The following is an 18,073-nucleotide window of genomic DNA, read 5'->3' on the forward strand; positions in this document are numbered from 1 at the left end:
GGGGTTCACGCGAAGGCGCGGAGAGAAGATAAGGGCGCGAAGAGAAGGGTTTGAGACGTCCTCTGCGATCGGAAGACTTTGCCGAGACGCGATGTTTTGCGCGCGATGCGCGCCTAAAAAACGTCCTGCTTCGCGCCCTTACCTTCTCTTCGCGCCTTCGCGTGAACCCCTTCTCCTTCTTCACGCAAGCAGCGGCGCAATCCCCGGATCAACAACCGGCGCATCCACCACCTCGCCACGCGAATAGAGCCCGGTCAGCATCCCCGCGCCAATCACATGCCCCTGCATCGCGTTCAGCACCGCGCCACGCCCCGGCGCATCGCCCAAATCCTCCGCCGTCACGTCGAGTGCGAACAACTGAAAGACATAGCGATGCTCGCCATGCCCGCTCGGCGGATCCGGCGCGAGCCAACCCTGCGCGAGATACGAATTGCGGCCTACCTCGCCGGTCGCGCCATCCGCCGCGATGTCGCCCTCGGGAATCCGCCCGGTATCCGCCGCCATGCCCCACAGAATCGCATGGACCAGCGGCGCGGGCGTGGGCGAATCGGCATCCTCGACGATCAGCGCGAGGCTCTGCGTACCCGCCGGCACCGCGTCCCACACCAGCGGGGGCGAAACGCCGTCGCCATCGGCGGTAAAGCGCAGCGGCATCTCCGTCCAATCGCCAAACGCCGGGCTGCTGAGCGTGATCGGCGCATAGCCGTTACCGAGCGCGGAATTGACGATCGTCAGATGCTCCGCGCCCGCGCGCACGCCACGCAGGCTCGCGCCCAGCCATTCAGGAATATGTTCGAGCATCTGATCTCTCCACCGGGACAGACTATCAAGCGTCGGAGCGGCCCGCGAAGTTCCATCCGGCGGCGCGCCCAACGCACGATTTTCGAGTCGCTACCGTAACAGACCGAAATATAAGCATATTATTTGGAACTATGTGGTCGCCCGGGACTTTGTTGCGCAAAATTGTCGGGCGATCGGAACATGGAATACGACAGCAAGCAGGTCCGCCGACTCCGCGGGGCACCACGGCGCAAGATCTTTCACCCGGTCGAGCTGCGCGCGGGCGGAAACGCACGGCGGGCGCATCTGCTCGATCTTTCCGCGGGCGGTGCCTTGGCACACTGCGTTGACCCGCCCGCCGCCGGCGTGTCGATCATTCTCGTCATCGGCGAAGTCGCGCATGCCGCATCGGTCATGTGGCGGGATGGATTGCGCTTCGGCATGGCGTTCCGCTTCCATCTCAGCGCCGCCGAAATCGAGCGTGTCACAGCACAAGCAACGATCCCGGTCAGCGTGGCCCGATAAACGGCGCGGCAATCTCCGGCCGCACCCGCAGCAACCGCCCGGTCGCGCGGTCGAGCAAGGCCCAGGTCGTCACCGCCTCGACCTTCACCGTGCCGTCCGCGCCGGTAAACCGCACATGCCGGTCGAAGCGCGCGCCTTTGGGCGGCTCCGGCACCCAGGTCTCCCCCGTCACCATCTCACCGACCGAGACATTACCGCGATAATCGATCTCGTGTCGCGTCACGACCCAGACATAGGCCGCCTGCTGCTCCGCCGACGCGACCGCCGCCCAATGCGCGACGGCAAGCTCCTGGATCCAGCGCACCCACACCGCATTGTTGACATGGCCGAGCTCGTCGATGTCGGCGGGCGTCGCGGTGAAAGGGCGGGCGAAGCTCAATCCGCCAGACCCAATTGCCACAGCACGAAGGCATGCTCCTCCGCCGCCTCGCGCAAGCTTTCGAACCGCCCCGATTTCCCGCCATGCCCCGCGCCCATATTGGTCTTGAGCAGCAAAACCTTGTCGTCGGTCTTGGTGGCGCGCAGCTTCGCTGCCCATTTCGCCGGCTCCCAATAGGTCACGCGCGGGTCGTTCAATCCGCCCGAGATGAACATCGGCGGATAGGCCTGCGGCGTCACCTGATCATACGGCGAATACCCCCGGATCAGCTCGAACGCCGCCTTGTCCTCGATCGGATTGCCCCATTCGGGCCATTCGCCCGGCGTCAGCGGCAGGTCGGCATCGAGCATCGTGTTGAGCACGTCGACGAACGGCACGTCGGCAATCACCGCGCCCCACAGGTCGGGATCGGAATTGACCACCGCACCCATCAACTCGCCCCCGGCCGAGCGTCCGGCAATCGCGATCTTGCCCGCCGCCGTCCAGCCATCCGCGATCAACCCCTTCGCCACATCGACGAAATCGTTGAAAGTATTGGCGCGCTTTTCGAGCTTGCCGTCGAGATACCATTGCTGCCCGAGGTCATCACCGCCGCGGATATGCGCGATGGCGTAGGCAAACCCACGGTCGAGCAGCGACAGCCGCCCCGTCGAGAAACCCGGCGGGATCGCATAGCCGTAAGCCCCGTACGCATAGAGATAGAGCGGCCGGCTGCCATCCTTCGGGAAATCTTTTGGATAGACGATCGAAACCGGCACCTCGGTCCCGTCGCGGGCGGTGATTTTCAGGCGCTCGGTCCGATATCCGTCGGCATCGTAGCCCGACGGAATCTCCTGCACCTTCAGCGTCGTCAGCCCGCCCGTCGCCACGTCATAATCATACTCCGTCCCTGGCGTGACCATCGATTCATAGCCCAGCCGCAGCACCGACATGTCATATTCCGGATTGTTGCCAAGGCCCGCATCATAGCTCGCCTCGGGAAACACGATCCGTTGCGGCGCGATTGCGGCGTCGTAGCGGTGGATTTCGATCTGATCCAACCCATCCTCGCGCCCGTCGACGATGAAGAAGTCACGGAAACAATCGACCCCGGTCATGTAGAAATGCTGTGAAGGCGCGATCTTCTCGACCCATTCGCCCGGCGCCGAAATGTCGGCCGTACACAGCCGGAAATTGGGGTCGGTGTCGTTGGTGTGGATGAACAACGTGTCACCATGCATGTCGACGTCATATTCACGCCCGACCTTGCGCGGCGAGACGCACAGCGGGGTGGCCAGCGGGTTGGTCGCGGGTATCAAATACAGCTCGCTCGTCACATGGTCGCTGGTCGCCAGCACGATCCATTTGCGGTCGCTTGTCTCGCTGACCCCGACCCGGAAGCCCTCATCCGCCTCCCTGAACAACTCCACATCGGTCTTTGGATCGGTCCCCAACCAGTGCAGCCGCGCGTTGTCGGTGCGCCACTGTTCGTTGGCGAGGCCGTAGAGAAACCCCTTATCGTCGGCGGTCCAGACGAGTTCGGACAACATCCCCGGAATGACATCGGGCAGATGCTCGCCGCTCGTCAAATCCTTGACGCGCACTTCGAACCGTTCCGACCCGGTGTCGTCGATCGCATAAGCGAGCAGCCGCCCGTCGTTCGACACCGAAAACGCACCGAGCCGGAAATATTCGTGTCCCACGGCCAGCGCCGTCTCGTCGAGAATGAGGTCATCGGCTCCGCCCGCCACCGGCTTGCGCCACCATTTGCGATACTCGCCCCCGGTCTCGAACGAGGTCCAGTACAGCCAGTCGCCATCCTTCTGCGGGACCGAGGCATCGTCTTCCTTGATGCGCGCTTTCATCTCGGCATACAGCCGGTCGGTCAGGCCCTTGAGCGGGGCCATGACGCCCTCGAAATAGGCATTCTCGGCTTCGAGATAGGCAAGGACGTCTTTGTCATCGACTTGCGGATAGTTGGGGTCCTTCAACCACGCATAGGGGTCGTGGATCGTCACGCCATGCGCGGTGAAGCTGTGCGGGCGCGTTTCCGCGACGGGGGGGGAAATAGGTGTCTTGGTCATGCGGCCTCTTAGCGCACCACCGCGCCTTGTCGAAGCCTTGCCGAAAAATCGCGAAGCAGCCAAAATACTTGATCCGAATTAACGACTGTACGTTTCATATACGTAATGACACCGATTGATTCGGCGTCCATTCTTCGACGCCGCTTTGCGGATGCGATCGTCTCTGCGCGGCCAATCAGGATAGGGATTATCGTACACGTGACCGCCCGATCGATCGACGCTCTCGCCGGACAGGCACGCGATGTCCGATAGGCGCACCGCGTTTCTCGAACGATTGCCGTTGCTCGGCGATCGGCCGGTCCTGCGTTATGCGCTGGCGATCGCCGTATCGGTCGGCGCATGCATCGTGCGCAGCGCACTCGACGCCTGGTTTCCCCCTGGCTTCCCCTTCCTGACCTTCTTTCCTGCGGTGATCGTCTCTGCCTTCCTGCTCGGGCGCGGCCCCGGCACGGTCGCGGCGGGGCTGTGCGGGCTGATGGCATGGTATTACTTCATCCCGCCCTTTCAGAGCTTCGCGATCGTCGGGAGTACGGCGGTCGCGCTCGGCTTCTACGCCGCGGTCGTCACGGTCGACATCGCTCTGGTCCATTGGATGCAGCACGCCAATCAGGCGGTCCGGCTTGAACGCGAGCGCAACCAGGCGCTCGCTACCGGCAGCGCACGCCTCGCCGCACGTAATGAATTGCTGTTTCAGGAGCTGCAACACCGCGTTTCGAACAATATCCAAATGGTCGGCGCGGTGCTCAGCCTGCATCGCCGCGGGCTGGACGATGCCCGCGCCAGGAGCGCGCTCGACGATGCCGCCGCGCGGATCGGCTTGATCGGGCGGATCCAGCGACAGCTCTACGATATCGATGGCAAGGATATCGATCTGACGGCGTTTATCCGCGCACTGGTCGATGATCTCGCGGCGGCGGACGGGCGCACCGGGGTTCGCTACACACTGACCGTCGATCCCGCCGTGGCGTTGGCCGCCGATGCCCGCATCCCCTTCGCGCTGATCCTCGCCGAAGCTGTCGCCAACGCGATGGAGCATGGCTTTGCCGGGCGCGAAACCGGCACGGTCACGGTCGATGTCGGTCGCACTGCGCGGGAGATCGTCCTGAGCATCGCCGACGACGGCGCAGGTTTGCCGAACGGCTTCGACGTCGCCGCCAGCACCAGCCTCGGCCTTACCATTGTGCGCGCGCTCGCGCGGCAACTCGACGGACAGTTCGCGGTCCGCGCCGCGCCGGGCGGCGGCACGATCAGCAGCTTGACGTTCGTCCCCGCGCAGATCGCAGCGATCGCCGACGCGGGATAGCGGCTCCGGCATCCCCGTCCGGCGCTATCGTGCGGCGCGCGTGAGCCGCCGGACGTTGCTTGGCCGGTCACCGCGCAAGCCATCGAAGATCGTATCGACGACGATCGCCAATTTTTCTTCCGAAACGCTGTGGATCAACATCACGACCAGTTCCGGATCGCAAAACGTCTGCAGCATCAAATTCACGAGCGACACCGCCGAGTCGATCTCGAGCCCGGGGAAATAGCCCTCCGCAATTGCCTCGGCGATCAGTTCGGCAAGGAAATGATCGGCCAGGTCGATGAAGCCGCGCACGATCTCGATATGTTGCTGGCCGAGTTCGAGGTAACTGCGGAACAACGCTGGATCGCGCGCATAATCGTCGCAGATCATCCCCAGCCGACGCGCATAGAAGGCATAGAATTTCTGGCGGATCGGCAAATCGCTCGCCAGCACCTCTTCCATCGCACGCACCTTCGGCGCGAACCAGCGTTCGGCCACCGCCTCGTACAGCGCCTCCTTGTTTTCGAAGAAGCGGTAAAGGTTGGCCGGCGACATACCCGCTGCGGCGGCCAGTTCGGCAAGCGTGATCGATACGCCGCCGCGCTGCGCGATCAACGCCTCGACATGATCGAGCAGCGCTTCGCGCCCCGCCTCGAGATCGGTCATAGGACGCGCCATGTCACTGCCCCGTCTTGTAAGAACAGCACAGTTTTATGACGAATGTGCGCAGATTGTCAATTAAGATGCGTCTTCGTAACGATCGGTCTTTCGCGCGCCACGGCGGCTGTCCTCCACATCGGCGATCTGTCAGACTGGCACAAGCGCTGGGCTTTCCGATCGTCCGCCCGAACGCTAATTAACACGTGCAAAGAGACCGCATTTCGCCTCACCTTAGCGACCCTAGCTTGCCCTTTCAGCTTCGCGAGACCGCCCATGTCGACCTACACCGCCCGCCTCGCCGCCCTTCGCGACCAGCTCGCCCGCCAGCGTCTCGACGGCTTCGTCGTCCCGCTGACCGATGAACACATGTCGGAATATGTCGGCGCCTATGCCCAGCGGCTCGCCTGGCTGACCGGGTTCCAGGGCTCGGCCGGCAGCGCGGTGGTGCTGCCCGAGGCGGCGGCGATCTTCACCGACGGGCGCTACACGCTGCAAGTGCGCGAACAGGTCTCGGGCGATGACTGGCAGTATGTCGCCGTCCCCGCCACCAGCATCGCCGACTGGCTGGGCGCGCACGCCCCGACCGGCGGGCGGATCGGCTATGATCCCTGGCTCCATACGCGCGCCTGGGTCGAGGAGGCGCGCGCGGCTCTTGCGGCGCGCGGGGCCGAGCTGGTCGCGGTCGACACCAATCCGGTCGATGCGGTCTGGCCCGACCGCCCCGCCCCATCCGATGCGCAGCTCGTCGTGCAGGACGAAGCACAAGCGGGTGCGAGCTCTGCCACGAAGCGCGCGGGCGTAGCCGATTGGCTCTCCGAACAGAAAGCCGACGCGGTCGTGCTCAGCGCGCTCGACTCGATCGCCTGGGCGCTCAACGTGCGCGGCAAGGACGTGGCGCACACGCCCGTCGCGCTGGCCTATGCGATCGTCCAGGGCGACGGCACCGCCGACCTGTTCATCGCGCCCGAGAAGCTCACCGACGCGGTACAGCAGCACCTCGGCAACGCCATTCGCCTGCACCCGCGCACCGCCTTTGCCGAAGCACTCGGTGGCTATGCGGGCAAGCGCATCGCAGCCGATCCGCAAAGCGCGGTCGCCGCGATCTTCGACCGGCTCGACCAGGGCGGCGCGACGATCCTGCCGCTGCGCGATCCCGTCGTGCTCGCCAAGGCGACCAAAAACCCCGTCGAGATCGCCGGCCATCGTGCGGCCTCCGCGCGCGACGGAGCAGCCCTCGCGCGCTTCCTGCGCTGGGTCGAGGCCGAAGCACCCAAGGGCGGCCTGACCGAACTCTCCTGCGTCGCCAAGCTGCTCGATTTCCGCGAGCGCACCGGCGTGTTGCTCGACACCTCGTTCGACACCATTTCCGCGACCGGCGCGCACGGTGCCAGCCCGCATTACCATTCGACGCCCGAATCGAACGTCCCACTCGAATTGGGACAGCTCTATCTGGTCGATTCGGGCGGCCAATATGCTGACGGCACGACCGACGTGACGCGCGTCCTGCCGATCGGCGAACCCACGGCAGAGATGCGCGACCGCTTCACCCGAGTGCTCAAGGGCCACATCGCGCTCGCCACCGCGATCTTCCCGGCGGGCACCACCGGGGGCCAGCTCGACGGCTTCGCACGGCGCCCCTTATGGGAAATCGGGCTCGATTATGCGCATGGCACCGGCCACGGCGTCGGCGCCTATCTGTCGGTGCATGAAGGCCCGGCGCGAATCGCCCAGCCTTTCTATCCCGGCGGCGGCCCGGCCGAGCCGCTGCGCCCTGGCATGATCCTGTCGAACGAGCCGGGCTATTACAAAGCGGGCGAATACGGCATCCGAATCGAGAACCTGATCCTGGTCGAGGAACGCGTGGCTGAAGGCGGCACGATGCTCGGGTTCGAGACGCTGACCTTTGCACCCATCGAACGCGCGCTGATCGTCGCCGATTTGCTCACCCCGGCCGAGCGCGGGTGGCTCGACGCCTATCATGCCCGCGTCATGGAGGTGATCGGCCCGCACCTCGAAACCGAGGAACGCGCCTGGCTGTCGGCGAAATGCGCGCCTATCGCTTAGGCGTATCCGGGTCGGCGGGCAGGTCGATTGCCCGGTCGCGCGCCTTCCGCCGTTTGAGGTTTTCACGCAGCGCGGCGGCCAGTCGTGCGGCGGTCTCTTCGTCCTTGGTCGTCAAATCACCCGCTCCTTTGCGACAATCAAGTTGACATTGCCGGCGCATCCGTCTCTTAGGCCGCTTCCGTCGGCAGCGTAAGCGCCGCCGGCATGCTGCCGTAGCTCAGTGGTAGAGCGCATCCTTGGTAAGGCTGAGGTCGTGAGTTCAATCCTCACCGGCAGCACCATTTCTCTCTTGAGAAATTAAACAGTTAAGAATGATTTTTGCCTTCGGGCAGCGCTGACAGAAGTCGTATTAAGTCCGCTTGTCAGCAATTTGTCAGCAGCCGTGGTGAGTTTTTGACGAACTCTCGTTGCCAAGATCCAGAGCGCCTTCTTCGGACATCGATTTCGCTTGAGTGACCAAATCCTAATCTTGGCACCCGCAGCATGGCTCATCGCCCGCGGTAACGCAGCGTTCGGCGGGACGCTGCAAGGTCGATGGCATGACGCTCTACGTCAGCAACGCTACGGGGCTGTGACGTCGGCCCGTGCGGAGAAGCCCTATCGGCGCCGAACCGACAAAGCCTAATGCTTGTGACGGGGCCTGCTCCGTGGCGTGCGCGTTCCGATCACGGTGGCGCAGTCGAGCTCGTCTAGAAAGCGTTCCAGTCGTCCCCACCGGCGGGCACAGCGTCGCGGGTCGCCTGCGAGGCCAGCGCGGTGATCGGCGAGCGGTAGGGCGTGGGCGATTTCGTCCTGGCGGCCGGGGCGGCGCGCTGCGCTTCGGCCTTGCGCCGACCGGTCGATCCCGTGTCGATCGTGAACATCGCAGTCTGGTCCGATAGCGCGCTGACCTCACTGGTCAGGTTGCGCGCGGCGGCAGACGTTTCCTCCACCATTGCCGCATTCTGCTGGGTCGACTGGTCCATCGCGCCAATCGCCGCCGAGATCTGCGTGATCGCTGCGGATTGCGCGGTGGCATCGTCAGCCATAGTGCCCAGCAGTTTGTGGACCACGGCGACATCGCCCGAGATATTGGCGAGCGCAGTGTCGACGCGTCGCACCGCGTCGACCGCCGAGCCGATTTCACTCTGTGTCACGGTCAGCTGATCGCGTGCGCGCTTGGCCTCTTCCTCGGCGCGCATGGCAAGCGCGGAGACAAGGTCTGCGACGACCGCGAAGCCACGCCCGGCATCGCCCGCGCGACCGGCCTCAACCGCAGCGTTCATCGCCAGGACGCGCGTCTGGAACGCGATCTTGTCGAGCCCCTCGATCACGCTGTCGATGCCCTTTGCGCTATCGCTGACGCGGCCCATCGCCTGCACCGCTTCCTCCGCCGTGACGCGGCCGCCATCCACAGTCGCGATAGCCTGATCGGCGCGCGTGACCGTTTGTGAGGACGAGAGCGCGGTGGCCTTCAGCCGACCATCGATTTGAGTCAGCGCGGCGCTGGTTTCCTCCAGGCTGGCGGCATTGCTTTCGGTGCGGCGCGCGAGATCCTCGGATGCTTGAGCGATTTCAGCGGACCCGGTGCGGATGCCGTCGGCGCTGTGGGCGACCCCGCCGATCAACTCGCGAAGATTGATCAACGCTGCGTTGAAACCATTTTTCACTTCGACAAAGCTCTCGGGGAAGTCTGCGGTAATGTCGGCCGACAAGTCGCCGCCTGCGAGCTCGTTCATCTTCACGCCGATCGCCGCGACAACCTCTTCATTGATTGCCGCGAGGCGGTTGACCGCATTGGCGGTTTCACGGAACGTGGCCATGGCCGTCGTCATCCGTCCGACACAGTCGGTATAGTCGGTGAAGGCGATTGGCGACGCGAGATCGCCAGCAGCCAGGCCTTCCATGCGGACGACGGTCGCAACATAGGGATCCGCGATCATGCTCCGGAATTTCATGCCCAACAGGCAGGAAATCACCGTCGCCGCCACGCCGACCGCAAAACCAAACACCCCCGGCAAGAGCGACGCCAGCGCCACAATTGCGGTGAGACCGATCAACGTACCATATGAAATCAGCAACTTGGCGCGAATAGGCGTTGCCTTGACGAACGACTCGAACATGTAAACCGGGTTCCTTTGAGTGACACACTCGACGATCCGGATTCATTTTAGGAATGATGGATGCAATAACGGCGCTAGGCCGGTAATTATTTATGTTACGGTTAATTTTAGACTCAGTACTGATTGCAGAAACCAGAGTATGAGGATTGCGGCGATGCAGATGGTGGACATGAAGGTGTATGCACAGCGGTCGTAGCGTGTATGGATCCACCGCCATTCCTTAAGCCTACCGAACATAAGAGTATTCAATAACATACTTATAGTGTTAGGTTAATGTGCCTATAGCGTAGAATTGGCTACAAAACCGATCGCGTTGGTAAGCCTGAGGTCGTAAGTTTAATCCTCACCGGCAGCACCATTCTTTTCGATAGCTTAACGAAAAATCTCCCCGGCCGGGGTCGCAGGCACGTTACCCGGATAACAACAGGATAAGAATGCGCTGGGTCCACTACTGGGTCTCGGTCTTCGAATGGCGCTCGGCGCTTGCACGACGGCTTGATCCGTTGGTGACCCGTGGATCGCTGCAGGGCCTAATCAGCAACTATCGCTTCAAAGCAAACTCGCCGAGTGCGAAAATCGTAACGACCAATACCGGTTTTGCTGTGCAGGCCAATTGGGAGGGCCTAATGTCCACGTCATGGTCATGCTGCTCCTGACGTCTGCTTATGCCCCGTTTATGGTCGCGTTTGTCGTGATGATCGGCATTGGCTTGATCGAGGCGATTGGCCTTGGTTTGGGTGAACTTGGCGTCGACGCCGATGCCGGCCTCGATGGAGCCGATGGTTCGGGCGGGGTGCTTGACTGGCTCGGCTTGGGGGCGAGGCTGCCGATCTTGATTTGGCTAACGTCTTTGCTTGGCTGCTTTACGATCGTTGGTGTGGCGGTGCAGCAGACCTCGGCCGCTATTACGGGTGCGCCGCTGTCCGCGGGGTTCGCCGCAGGCATCGCGCTCATCGTCGGCGGTTTCATCAATGTGTTCGCGGCCCGTGGCCTTGCCCGGATTATGCCGAGCTACGAATCGACCGTCATCTCGCAGGGCGACTTCATGCGCCAGCGCGGCACGATCCTGGAAGGCGTTGCCAAGCGTGGCCACCCGGCGCGCGCCAAGATCATCGATCAGCACGGCCAGGCCCATTTCGTGATGGTCGAGCCACACCACGACACCGACGTCATTGCCGAAGGTGAAACGGCGCTGCTTGTCCGCAGGGATGGCAGCATCTTCTTTGTTCTGCCCGACGCGCCGACCGCGCTGCGTCCGGTCTAACCAGCGGTAAACCCAGAGGAGGCTTTCGTGCCTGCATCGCTTATCAATATCCTGATTTACGCCGTAATCGTTCTGGTTGTTCTTGCTGTAATCGGCCTGATTCTGACGCGCCTTTACCGCCGAGCGACCAAGGACGTGGCGCTGATCCGAACCGGCTTCGGTGGCGAGAAGGTGGTGCTCAACGGCGGGATCATGGTGATCCCGGTGCTGCATGAACTGATGCAGGTGCGGCTGACGACGGTGAAGCTGGAAGTGTCGCGCCTCAACAAGGACGCCCTGATCACGCTCGACAAGCTCCGCGTCGATGTTGTTGGCCTGTTCCATATCAAGGTGAAGCCCGATGCGGAATCGATCGCTGCCGCCGCGCAGACGCTGGGCGATGCGGTCAACAGTCCCGATGCCGTCAAATCGTTGCTCGACGGCAAGCTGGTCTCGGCGCTCCGTTCGGTCGCCGCCACGATGACCATGGAGCATTTGCACGCCAACCGCGCCGACTTCATTCAGAAGGTGCAGGAAGCGCTCATGACCGATCTCGACATGAATGGCTTCCAGCTTGAATCCGTCAGCATTACGCATTTCGACCAGACGGCTTTCGAGCATTTCAACGAGAATAATGCGTTCGACGCCGAGGGTCTCACCGTGCTGACCCGCACGATCGAAGAACGAAAGAAAATCCGCAACGACATCGTGGCGACCAACCGCGTCGAAATCGAACAACGCAATCTCGATGCCAATAACCAGTCGCTCGAAATCGCGCAGGCGGCCGAGCAAGCGCGACTGACCCAGGGGCAGACGCTTGCCGCGTTGCGGGCGCAACAGGCGACGGCGATCGCGACCGCCGAAGCCGAACAGACCCAGCTCGCCGAAATCGCCCGCATCTCTGCAGAGCAAGCCCAGGCCGTGGCGCAAACCGAGGCGGACAAAATCACCCAAACCGCGACGATCGCGCGCGACGGCGCCATTCAGACGGCGACCATCGAACGTGATCGCAACATCGAGCTCGCCCGCATTACCACCGCAGTGCAGACAGCACAGAAGTCGGAGGAAGAGTCGACAGCGACCGCCGCAGCGAACGAAGCGCGTGCGCTTGCGGTGCGTGCTGAGGAAAGCGTGGCAACGGCCAAGGCGACGGAAATCGCCAACCGCACAAAGAACGTCGCGGTCATCGCAGCGACGCAGCGGGCGCAGGAGGAAGCTGTCCAGATCACCGTGGCGGCGCAAGCAGATAAGGAAGCGGCCGAGGCGCGCGCCACAGCGCTACGCACCGAAGCCAACGCTGAGGCTGACGCCGAAAAGGCGCGTGCCGAAGGCCGTGCAGCAGCCTTCAAGGTCGATGCGGCGGGCCAGACCGCGTTGAACGAAGCAACCAACATCTTGAGCGATGCGCAAACGGCGCTCCTGGTCCGCAAGGCCATGTTGGAAGCTCTCCCCGGAATTCTGGCCGCTGCAGGAAAGCCCATCGAGCAAATCGATAGGATCAGCATCCTTGACGCACGCGGGCTGCACGGGGACGGAGGCGGCAGCGATGGCACCGGAAACGCGACCAATCTGGCTGACGCGGCCGTGGCGGCTGCAATGCGCTACCGGGTCGGCGGGCCGCTGATCGATGCGCTCATGAGCGAATTGGGGATGAACGGCGCCACGATGGGTGGCATGCTTGCCGGCGCGGCGGCGGTCGAGCAGCTTGGAGACGGCAGTGCGTCGGGCGTCACCACGGAAACAGGACCGGCCGGTAAGGGCACCAACGGTGCCACGCACCGTGTTTCAGGGAGCGCCTCCGCCTCGACGTGACGACGGCCTGGAGCGTCCGCGAGATCCGCAGCGTCGGACTGCGTAAATCTTGCGGGCATCCGGAGCGACCCGCTCCCGGCTCTTCAACGCTGCTCAGATGCTGCCATTCCGCACGATCGCAAGCGTGCTTGTCGGAGCTGTCGTAGTGGCAGGTGAGGCGCTACAGAGTGCCATCATTCGTTGAGAGATTAGACAGTCGCATGGCCCGCAAACACTCGAAACATGGCCCCTACGAGGAGCCACAGCTTGAAGAGGAGGAGAGTCCGGCACCGGTCGCACCTTGCTGGCTCTGTGGCCGCGTGCTCGGCCAGACCACGGTCTGGCATCACCCCGTTCCAAAAAGCCGCGGCGGTCGCGATGTCGTGCCGATGCATCCCATTTGCCAGCAGACTTTGATCGCTAATTTCACCAATTCCGAGCTGCAACGCCATGGGATGGATGTCGCCGGCCTGCTTGCCGATCCCACGGTCCGTAAATTTGTGGATTGGGTGGCGAAGAAGGAGCCCGATTTCACCGCGACCGCGAGCAAAAAGCAACGCTGACCGTGCGCGCGTTGCGGCGTGACCCAGATTTGGTCGTTCACGGCCGCTTTGCGCTCTCCAAAGACTGCCGCTCCTTCGGGAAAATTCATCCCGTAGGTGACCAGATCGATGAGATCAGCACCCGCGCGGAGATAGTTGGGGGCTTTGGTGTGAATCCCCAAACGCATGCCGGGCGGACGGTCCTGCACCGGCGCATGATACCTCAGAATCGCCGATACCACGGTCCATCACGCCGTTAACGACTGCGGTCTCCTTTGCGCAGCCGGGCTCACATCGTCAGGGCCCGGTCGTAGCCCGTCAGTTCGAGATACCCACGTCCACCCGGCGTCCGCACTGCACCTTCCCAATAGACCGGCAGACCGCTGCGTCGCGCATCGAGTTCCTGCGCTGCAAAGAGCGGGGTGAGCCGCCAGCGGTGTACGCCATCGGGCAGCCTCACGCTGAGTTCCTGCGCCACCGGATACACCGCGCCGGTCACGGGGCTGCGCCACCGCGCCAGCGGCCGCAACGCAATGTCGCCTGGCGCCAGGACGACGGTCGTGCCATCGGCGCGGCGCAGCGATCCGCCCGCCCACAGCGTCCCGCCCGTCTTGCGCCGGATACGGAACGCCATCAGCGCGCTGCCGTCATCGAAGTTGAGGCCAGTCCAGTCCCACCCTTGCGCATCGCCCCCGAGGTAGTTGGAGGACCATTCGCGATCGAGCCACGCCTCGCCGGTGACTGCGACCGAGGTACCGCCGCGGCGGACCCGGCCCGAGACCCGCAGGTGCGGGATCGAGTAATAATAGCTCGCCGCCGCGGGTTGCGGCCCCTTGCGGCTATACCCGCCCTGGCCCTGCGGCAGGGGCGGCTGGGTCGGCGCGAAAGCGAGCGCGAGCGCGAAGTCGGGTGCCGTCACCTGGGTCGCCCAGTTGCCGTCCTTGGTCCGCCGCAACCGCCAATCGCGGATCGCGACGTCGGCATCGGCGATGGCCGCATTGGCCAGGCCGAACCCCGCCCGCGCAGAGCGCTCTCCGTGAAGCAAGCGGCCGATCCTCGGGTCCGACAAACCAGCGTGCGCAAACAGCACCTGCCCTGCGGCGAAACGGCTCGGATTGGCCGGATCGACCGGCGGGCGGGTGCGAAAGAACGTGACCTGAAAGCCGAGATCGGCACCGTCCGCAGTGCGGAGCCAGCCGGTGACGTACCACCATTCGGTGCGAAACTGCGGATGCGCGCCGTGATCGCGCGGGAAGCGTAGCACGATGCCGGGCTTCACCACCGGGTAGGGTGCTGGTGCAGATGCGGTCAGGCTCGCAGCGGCGAGAAGCGCTACGATCGGGGACACGCGCATCACCAATCCTCCCGCACCGATTGCACCGCGCCGCGCGACGTCGCGCGCCGACCGGCCAGCACCGCAGTCACCGCGGCCGCACCGGTCAGCGCCGCTGCCACCGCCAGCAAGGTCCCAACGGGCACACGCGTATCCATCGTCCAGTTGAACGATTGTGGGTTGATCACATGGATCAGCACTTGCGCCAGCACCAGCCCGAGCCCGATCCCGGCCAGCGCACCAGTCAGCCCGACGATCGCACCCTCGGTCGCGAGCATCGCGCTCAATTGGCCGCGCGTCAGGCCGAGATGGCGCAGCATCCCGAACTCGCGTTCTCTCGCGAGCGTCTGCGCCGACATGGTCGCGGCGACACCGGCCAGCCCGACCAGGATGGCGATCGCTTCGAGCAGGTAGGTCACGGCGAAACTCCGGTCGAACAGCGTCAAGGCGAAGCGGCGCAGGATCGCCGGCTGGGTGATATCGACTTGGCTACGCAACTCCGGCGGGACGCGCGCGCGCAGCCGCTGCATCACCGCGGCTGCGTCGCTGCCGGGTAGGAGCGTCGCCGACGCCTCGTCGCGTCCGCTGTCGCCGGTCAGACGCTGATAGTCGGCGTCGTCGATCAGCACCGCCCCGCCTTGCCGCGCATAGTCGCGCCACACGCCCGCCACCGCGAAGCGCGTGCCGCCGCCGATCGGCAAGCGGATCACGTCGCCGGGGTTCCAGCGGTAGAGGCGCTGCGCCGGTTCCGACACCCAGATCGGCGTGATGCCCGTCGGCAGTACGTCCGCGCGCGCGATCAGCACGAACTGACGATCCTCCCCGGCGCTTTGCGGCCGCGCGACGAGCGCGATCGGCGGACGATCGGGCGTGATGGTCAGCGCGAGCTGGCGTCCGAACGCCATACCCGCGACACCGGGCGTCGCGGCAAGCCGCGCGCGCGTCGCCGGGTCGAAGCTCGCGCCCGCATTGGTGCGCATATACAGATCGCCGCTGAGCACTTGGCCGAGCCAGTCGTCGACCGCGCCACGGAAGCTCGTCACCATCGTGGCCATCGCAATCATCAGCGCCGTCGACGCGACGATGCCGCACAGCGCGGTCGCGGCCTCACCCGGCGCGCCGTACAAATGCCGGATCGCGAGCTGGCGCGGGACCGTGCGGATCGTGGCGCGGGCGAGCGGCGCCAGCAGCGCGCGCGCGAACCACGGCACCCCCGCAATGCCACCGGCGAGCAACAGCGCCATCCCGGCAAAACCGAACAGCGGCAAATGCGCGACGGGCGGCAGCAACGACACCACACTCCCTGCGGCCAGCAGAGCGGCCGCCGGCCACCACGCCACGCGTTGCCGCGGATCGATCACGTCGCCGGCATTCTTCAGCGCCGCAGCCGGTGCCGCGCGCGCTGCCAGTCGCGCTGGTACCGCGCTTCCGGCAACCGCCGCCAGCAGGCCGACCGCGAAGAAGCCTAGCGCGGCGAGCGGCTGCGACACCAACCCCGCCCCCGCGCCGCGAAAATATCCGGCGCCAAGGTCGCCGCCCAGCCAGTGCACCGCGCCCCAGGCAAGCCCATAACCCGCCGCAAGCCCGATGCCCGAACCGATCACGCCGATCGCCACGCCCTCGGCCACAACGGCCGTCACCACCCCGCCGCGCGGCATGCCGAGCGTCCGCAGCAGCGCAAAGGCCCGCTGCCGCCGGACGACCGACAGCGACTGCGCCGAATAGACCAGGAACCCGCCGGTCAGCAGCGCGACGAGCGCCAGCATGTCGAGATTGACGCGGTACGCGCGGGACAGCGCATCGCCCTGCTGCGACTGCGCTTGCGCGGTCGAGATCACAGCGTCACCGGGCAGGACCTTCGCGAGCGCCGCCTCTGCCGCTGCGCGATCCGCGACCTTCACGTCGATCCGATCGAGCCGTCCGATCCGGTCGAACCGCCACTGCGCGGCGGCGATGTCCATCACCGCGACCGCGCTACCCTCGGCAGCGCCGGGAAGCGTGCCCGCGATCCGAAACGGCCCCGCACGCCCGTTCGCGGCAATCGTGACCATCGCCCCGACTTTGGCACCGCTCCGTTCGAGGGCTGCGCGCGACAGGAAGACGCTCGCTTCGTCGAAAACCGCGCCGCCGTCCGCATCGGTCCCGCGCGGGCGGACCCCGATCAGCGTCGGCGTCACTGCCGCCGCCCGCAGGATGTCGAGCCCGAGCAGCGTCATCCGCGCCGCGCCGATCCGCGCTTCGAGTTGAACGACGGGACTTGCGTCACCGACCCCGCTGGCGAGCGCCACGCGGGGATACAGGCGCTCGTCGAAGCCGAGCCGACTGGTCGCCTTCACGCTCAAATCGGCCGCGCCGTTCACGCCGCGCACCGCGCTGTCGAACGACGCGAGCGCCGAACCGTTTACCAAATGTACCGCGAAGCCGAGCGCCACCCCGACCGCAATCGCCACAGCAGTGACCAGGAAGCGCGCGGGATGAAAGCGCCACTCGCCTGCGATCAACCAGCCGAGCGCGAGCCGCCCCGACCACAGGCCGGGCTCAGCGCGCACGCTCGACCAGGCCCTCGGTGGTAAGCGTCAGCACGCGGTCTGCAATCGCGGCGGTCGCGGCGGAATGGGTGACGAGCACCGCCGCCGCGCCACGCTCACGCGCGGCATCGGCGAACAGCGTCAGCACGCGGACGGCAGTTTCGGGATCGAGGTTGCCGGTCGGCTCGTCCGCGAGGATGAGCGCTGGCCGATGGACCAGCGCGCGCGCGATCGCCACGCGCTGCAACTCGCCGCCCGACAGGTCGCGCGCATAGCCCGCGCCGCGCCCGCCAAGCCCGACCGCAGCGAGCATCGCCTCCGCCTCGACCTGCGCTGCTGCCGCGTCGGGCGAGACCAGCGCCAGCGGTAACGCGACGTTCTGCTGCAACGTGAGGTACGGCAGGATGTGGAAAGCCTGAAAAACGAAGCCGATCCGCTCGCGCCGCAACCGCGTGCGCGCGGTTTCGTCGAGGCCGCCGAGCGTAACCCCTTCGATCGCCACCGCGCCTGCATCGGCGTCGTCCAACCCGGCGAGGATGTTGAGCAGCGTCGATTTGCCGACGCCGGATTCGCCGGTAATCGCCACGATCTCCCCAGAGCCCACTGCAAAATCCAACCCGCGAAACAGCATGCGCGGACCAGGGACGCTTTTTGCGAGCGCGCGCACCATCAAGAGGGAAGGATCAGTCATCCCCGCTTGTCGCCAATTGCCAACGCGCCGACAAGATCAATCATCTTGGGTGTTGCGCGCAGGTGATAGCTCGACGAGCGCCAAGCC

At 64.9% G+C, this 18,073-nt stretch carries 15 protein-coding genes and 1 tRNA gene; 7 read left to right on the forward strand and 9 right to left on the reverse strand.

What is annotated here, in order from left to right:
* Positions 1 to 180: 180 nt before the first annotated feature.
* Complete coding sequence (locus HMP06_RS12900; protein WP_176497439.1) at positions 181 to 801, reverse strand: YbhB/YbcL family Raf kinase inhibitor-like protein; 621 nt, start codon at positions 799 to 801, stop codon at positions 181 to 183.
* Between the two features lie 180 nt (positions 802 to 981).
* Here HMP06_RS12900 and HMP06_RS12905 point away from each other — a divergent pair, with 180 nt between their 5' ends.
* The gene (locus HMP06_RS12905; protein ID WP_176497440.1) at positions 982 to 1,305 is read left to right on the forward strand and encodes a PilZ domain-containing protein; all 324 of its coding nucleotides are present in this window, start codon (positions 982 to 984) and stop codon (positions 1,303 to 1,305) included.
* Here HMP06_RS12905 and HMP06_RS12910 read toward each other — a convergent pair.
* Together HMP06_RS12910 and HMP06_RS12915 are read right to left on the reverse strand one after the other, a co-directional pair.
* Positions 1,289 to 1,705 (reverse strand): acyl-CoA thioesterase, encoded by a 417-nt coding sequence (locus tag HMP06_RS12910; RefSeq protein WP_232089666.1) that lies wholly within the window; start codon positions 1,703 to 1,705, stop codon positions 1,289 to 1,291. The genes HMP06_RS12905 and HMP06_RS12910 overlap by 17 nt on opposite strands.
* Positions 1,681 to 3,747: a S9 family peptidase gene (locus tag HMP06_RS12915; protein WP_176497441.1), complete on the reverse strand. Its 2,067-nt coding sequence runs from the start codon at positions 3,745 to 3,747 to the stop codon at positions 1,681 to 1,683. Before HMP06_RS12915 ends, HMP06_RS12910 begins: the two co-directional genes overlap by 25 nt.
* 241 nt (positions 3,748 to 3,988) lie before the next feature.
* Here HMP06_RS12915 and HMP06_RS12920 point away from each other — a divergent pair, with 241 nt between their 5' ends.
* Positions 3,989 to 5,050, forward strand: a complete 1,062-nt coding sequence (locus HMP06_RS12920; RefSeq protein ID WP_176497442.1) for a sensor histidine kinase — start codon at positions 3,989 to 3,991, stop codon at positions 5,048 to 5,050.
* A 24-nt stretch (positions 5,051 to 5,074) separates the two neighbouring features.
* Here the strand turns inward: HMP06_RS12920 and HMP06_RS12925 are convergent, their stop codons facing one another.
* Entirely contained in the window at positions 5,075 to 5,698 is a 624-nt protein-coding gene (locus tag HMP06_RS12925) for a TetR/AcrR family transcriptional regulator (RefSeq protein WP_176497443.1), read from the reverse strand.
* Positions 5,699 to 5,965: 267 nt separating this feature from the next.
* On the opposite strand from HMP06_RS12925, the gene HMP06_RS12930 reads away from it, so the two are divergent.
* Positions 5,966 to 7,756, forward strand: coding sequence for an aminopeptidase P family protein (locus HMP06_RS12930; RefSeq protein WP_176497444.1), 1,791 nt, complete (start codon positions 5,966 to 5,968; stop codon positions 7,754 to 7,756).
* Here the strand turns inward: HMP06_RS12930 and HMP06_RS17990 are convergent.
* A complete protein-coding gene (locus HMP06_RS17990; protein ID WP_269473376.1) occupies positions 7,746 to 7,871 on the reverse strand; it encodes a hypothetical protein in 126 nt (41 codons plus the stop codon). The two genes, HMP06_RS12930 and HMP06_RS17990, sit on opposite strands and share 11 nt — an antisense overlap.
* Before the next feature lie 91 nt (positions 7,872 to 7,962).
* Here HMP06_RS17990 and HMP06_RS12935 point away from each other — a divergent pair.
* Positions 7,963 to 8,037: transfer RNA gene (locus HMP06_RS12935), tRNA-Thr, on the forward strand.
* Positions 8,038 to 8,445: 408 nt separating this feature from the next.
* Here the strand turns inward: HMP06_RS12935 and HMP06_RS12940 are convergent.
* On the reverse strand, positions 8,446 to 9,858 hold the full coding sequence (locus HMP06_RS12940) for a methyl-accepting chemotaxis protein (RefSeq protein WP_176497445.1): 1,413 nt from the start codon (positions 9,856 to 9,858) through the stop codon (positions 8,446 to 8,448).
* A gap of 676 nt (positions 9,859 to 10,534) precedes the next feature.
* On the opposite strand from HMP06_RS12940, the gene HMP06_RS12945 reads away from it, so the two are divergent.
* From HMP06_RS12945 to HMP06_RS12955, 3 genes are all read left to right on the forward strand, one after another.
* On the forward strand, positions 10,535 to 11,122 hold the full coding sequence (locus HMP06_RS12945) for an OB-fold-containig protein (RefSeq protein WP_332103035.1): 588 nt from the start codon (positions 10,535 to 10,537) through the stop codon (positions 11,120 to 11,122).
* Between the two features lie 27 nt (positions 11,123 to 11,149).
* On the forward strand, positions 11,150 to 12,913 hold the full coding sequence (locus HMP06_RS12950; RefSeq protein ID WP_232089668.1) for a flotillin family protein: 1,764 nt from the start codon (positions 11,150 to 11,152) through the stop codon (positions 12,911 to 12,913).
* 200 nt (positions 12,914 to 13,113) lie between these two features.
* Positions 13,114 to 13,455: a hypothetical protein gene (locus HMP06_RS12955; RefSeq protein WP_176497447.1), complete on the forward strand. Its 342-nt coding sequence runs from the start codon at positions 13,114 to 13,116 to the stop codon at positions 13,453 to 13,455.
* 268 nt (positions 13,456 to 13,723) lie between these two features.
* On the opposite strand, the gene HMP06_RS12960 is transcribed toward HMP06_RS12955, so the two are convergent.
* Genes HMP06_RS12960 through HMP06_RS12970 form a run of 3 tightly spaced genes read right to left on the reverse strand, consistent with a single transcriptional unit; the run spans position 13,724 to position 17,986 of the window.
* The gene (locus HMP06_RS12960; RefSeq protein ID WP_176497448.1) at positions 13,724 to 14,788 is read right to left on the reverse strand and encodes a lipocalin-like domain-containing protein; all 1,065 of its coding nucleotides are present in this window, start codon (positions 14,786 to 14,788) and stop codon (positions 13,724 to 13,726) included.
* Complete coding sequence (locus tag HMP06_RS12965; protein ID WP_176497449.1) at positions 14,788 to 17,316, reverse strand: FtsX-like permease family protein; 2,529 nt, start codon at positions 17,314 to 17,316, stop codon at positions 14,788 to 14,790. The genes HMP06_RS12960 and HMP06_RS12965 overlap by 1 nt, the downstream gene beginning before the upstream one ends.
* On the reverse strand, positions 17,306 to 17,986 hold the full coding sequence (locus HMP06_RS12970) for an ABC transporter ATP-binding protein (protein WP_176497450.1): 681 nt from the start codon (positions 17,984 to 17,986) through the stop codon (positions 17,306 to 17,308). The genes HMP06_RS12965 and HMP06_RS12970 overlap by 11 nt, the downstream gene beginning before the upstream one ends.
* Positions 17,987 to 18,073 lie beyond the last annotated feature (87 nt).

The sequence above is a fragment of the Sphingomonas sp. HMP6 genome, assembly GCF_013374095.1.
Taxonomy (GTDB): Bacteria; Pseudomonadota; Alphaproteobacteria; order Sphingomonadales; family Sphingomonadaceae; genus Sphingomonas.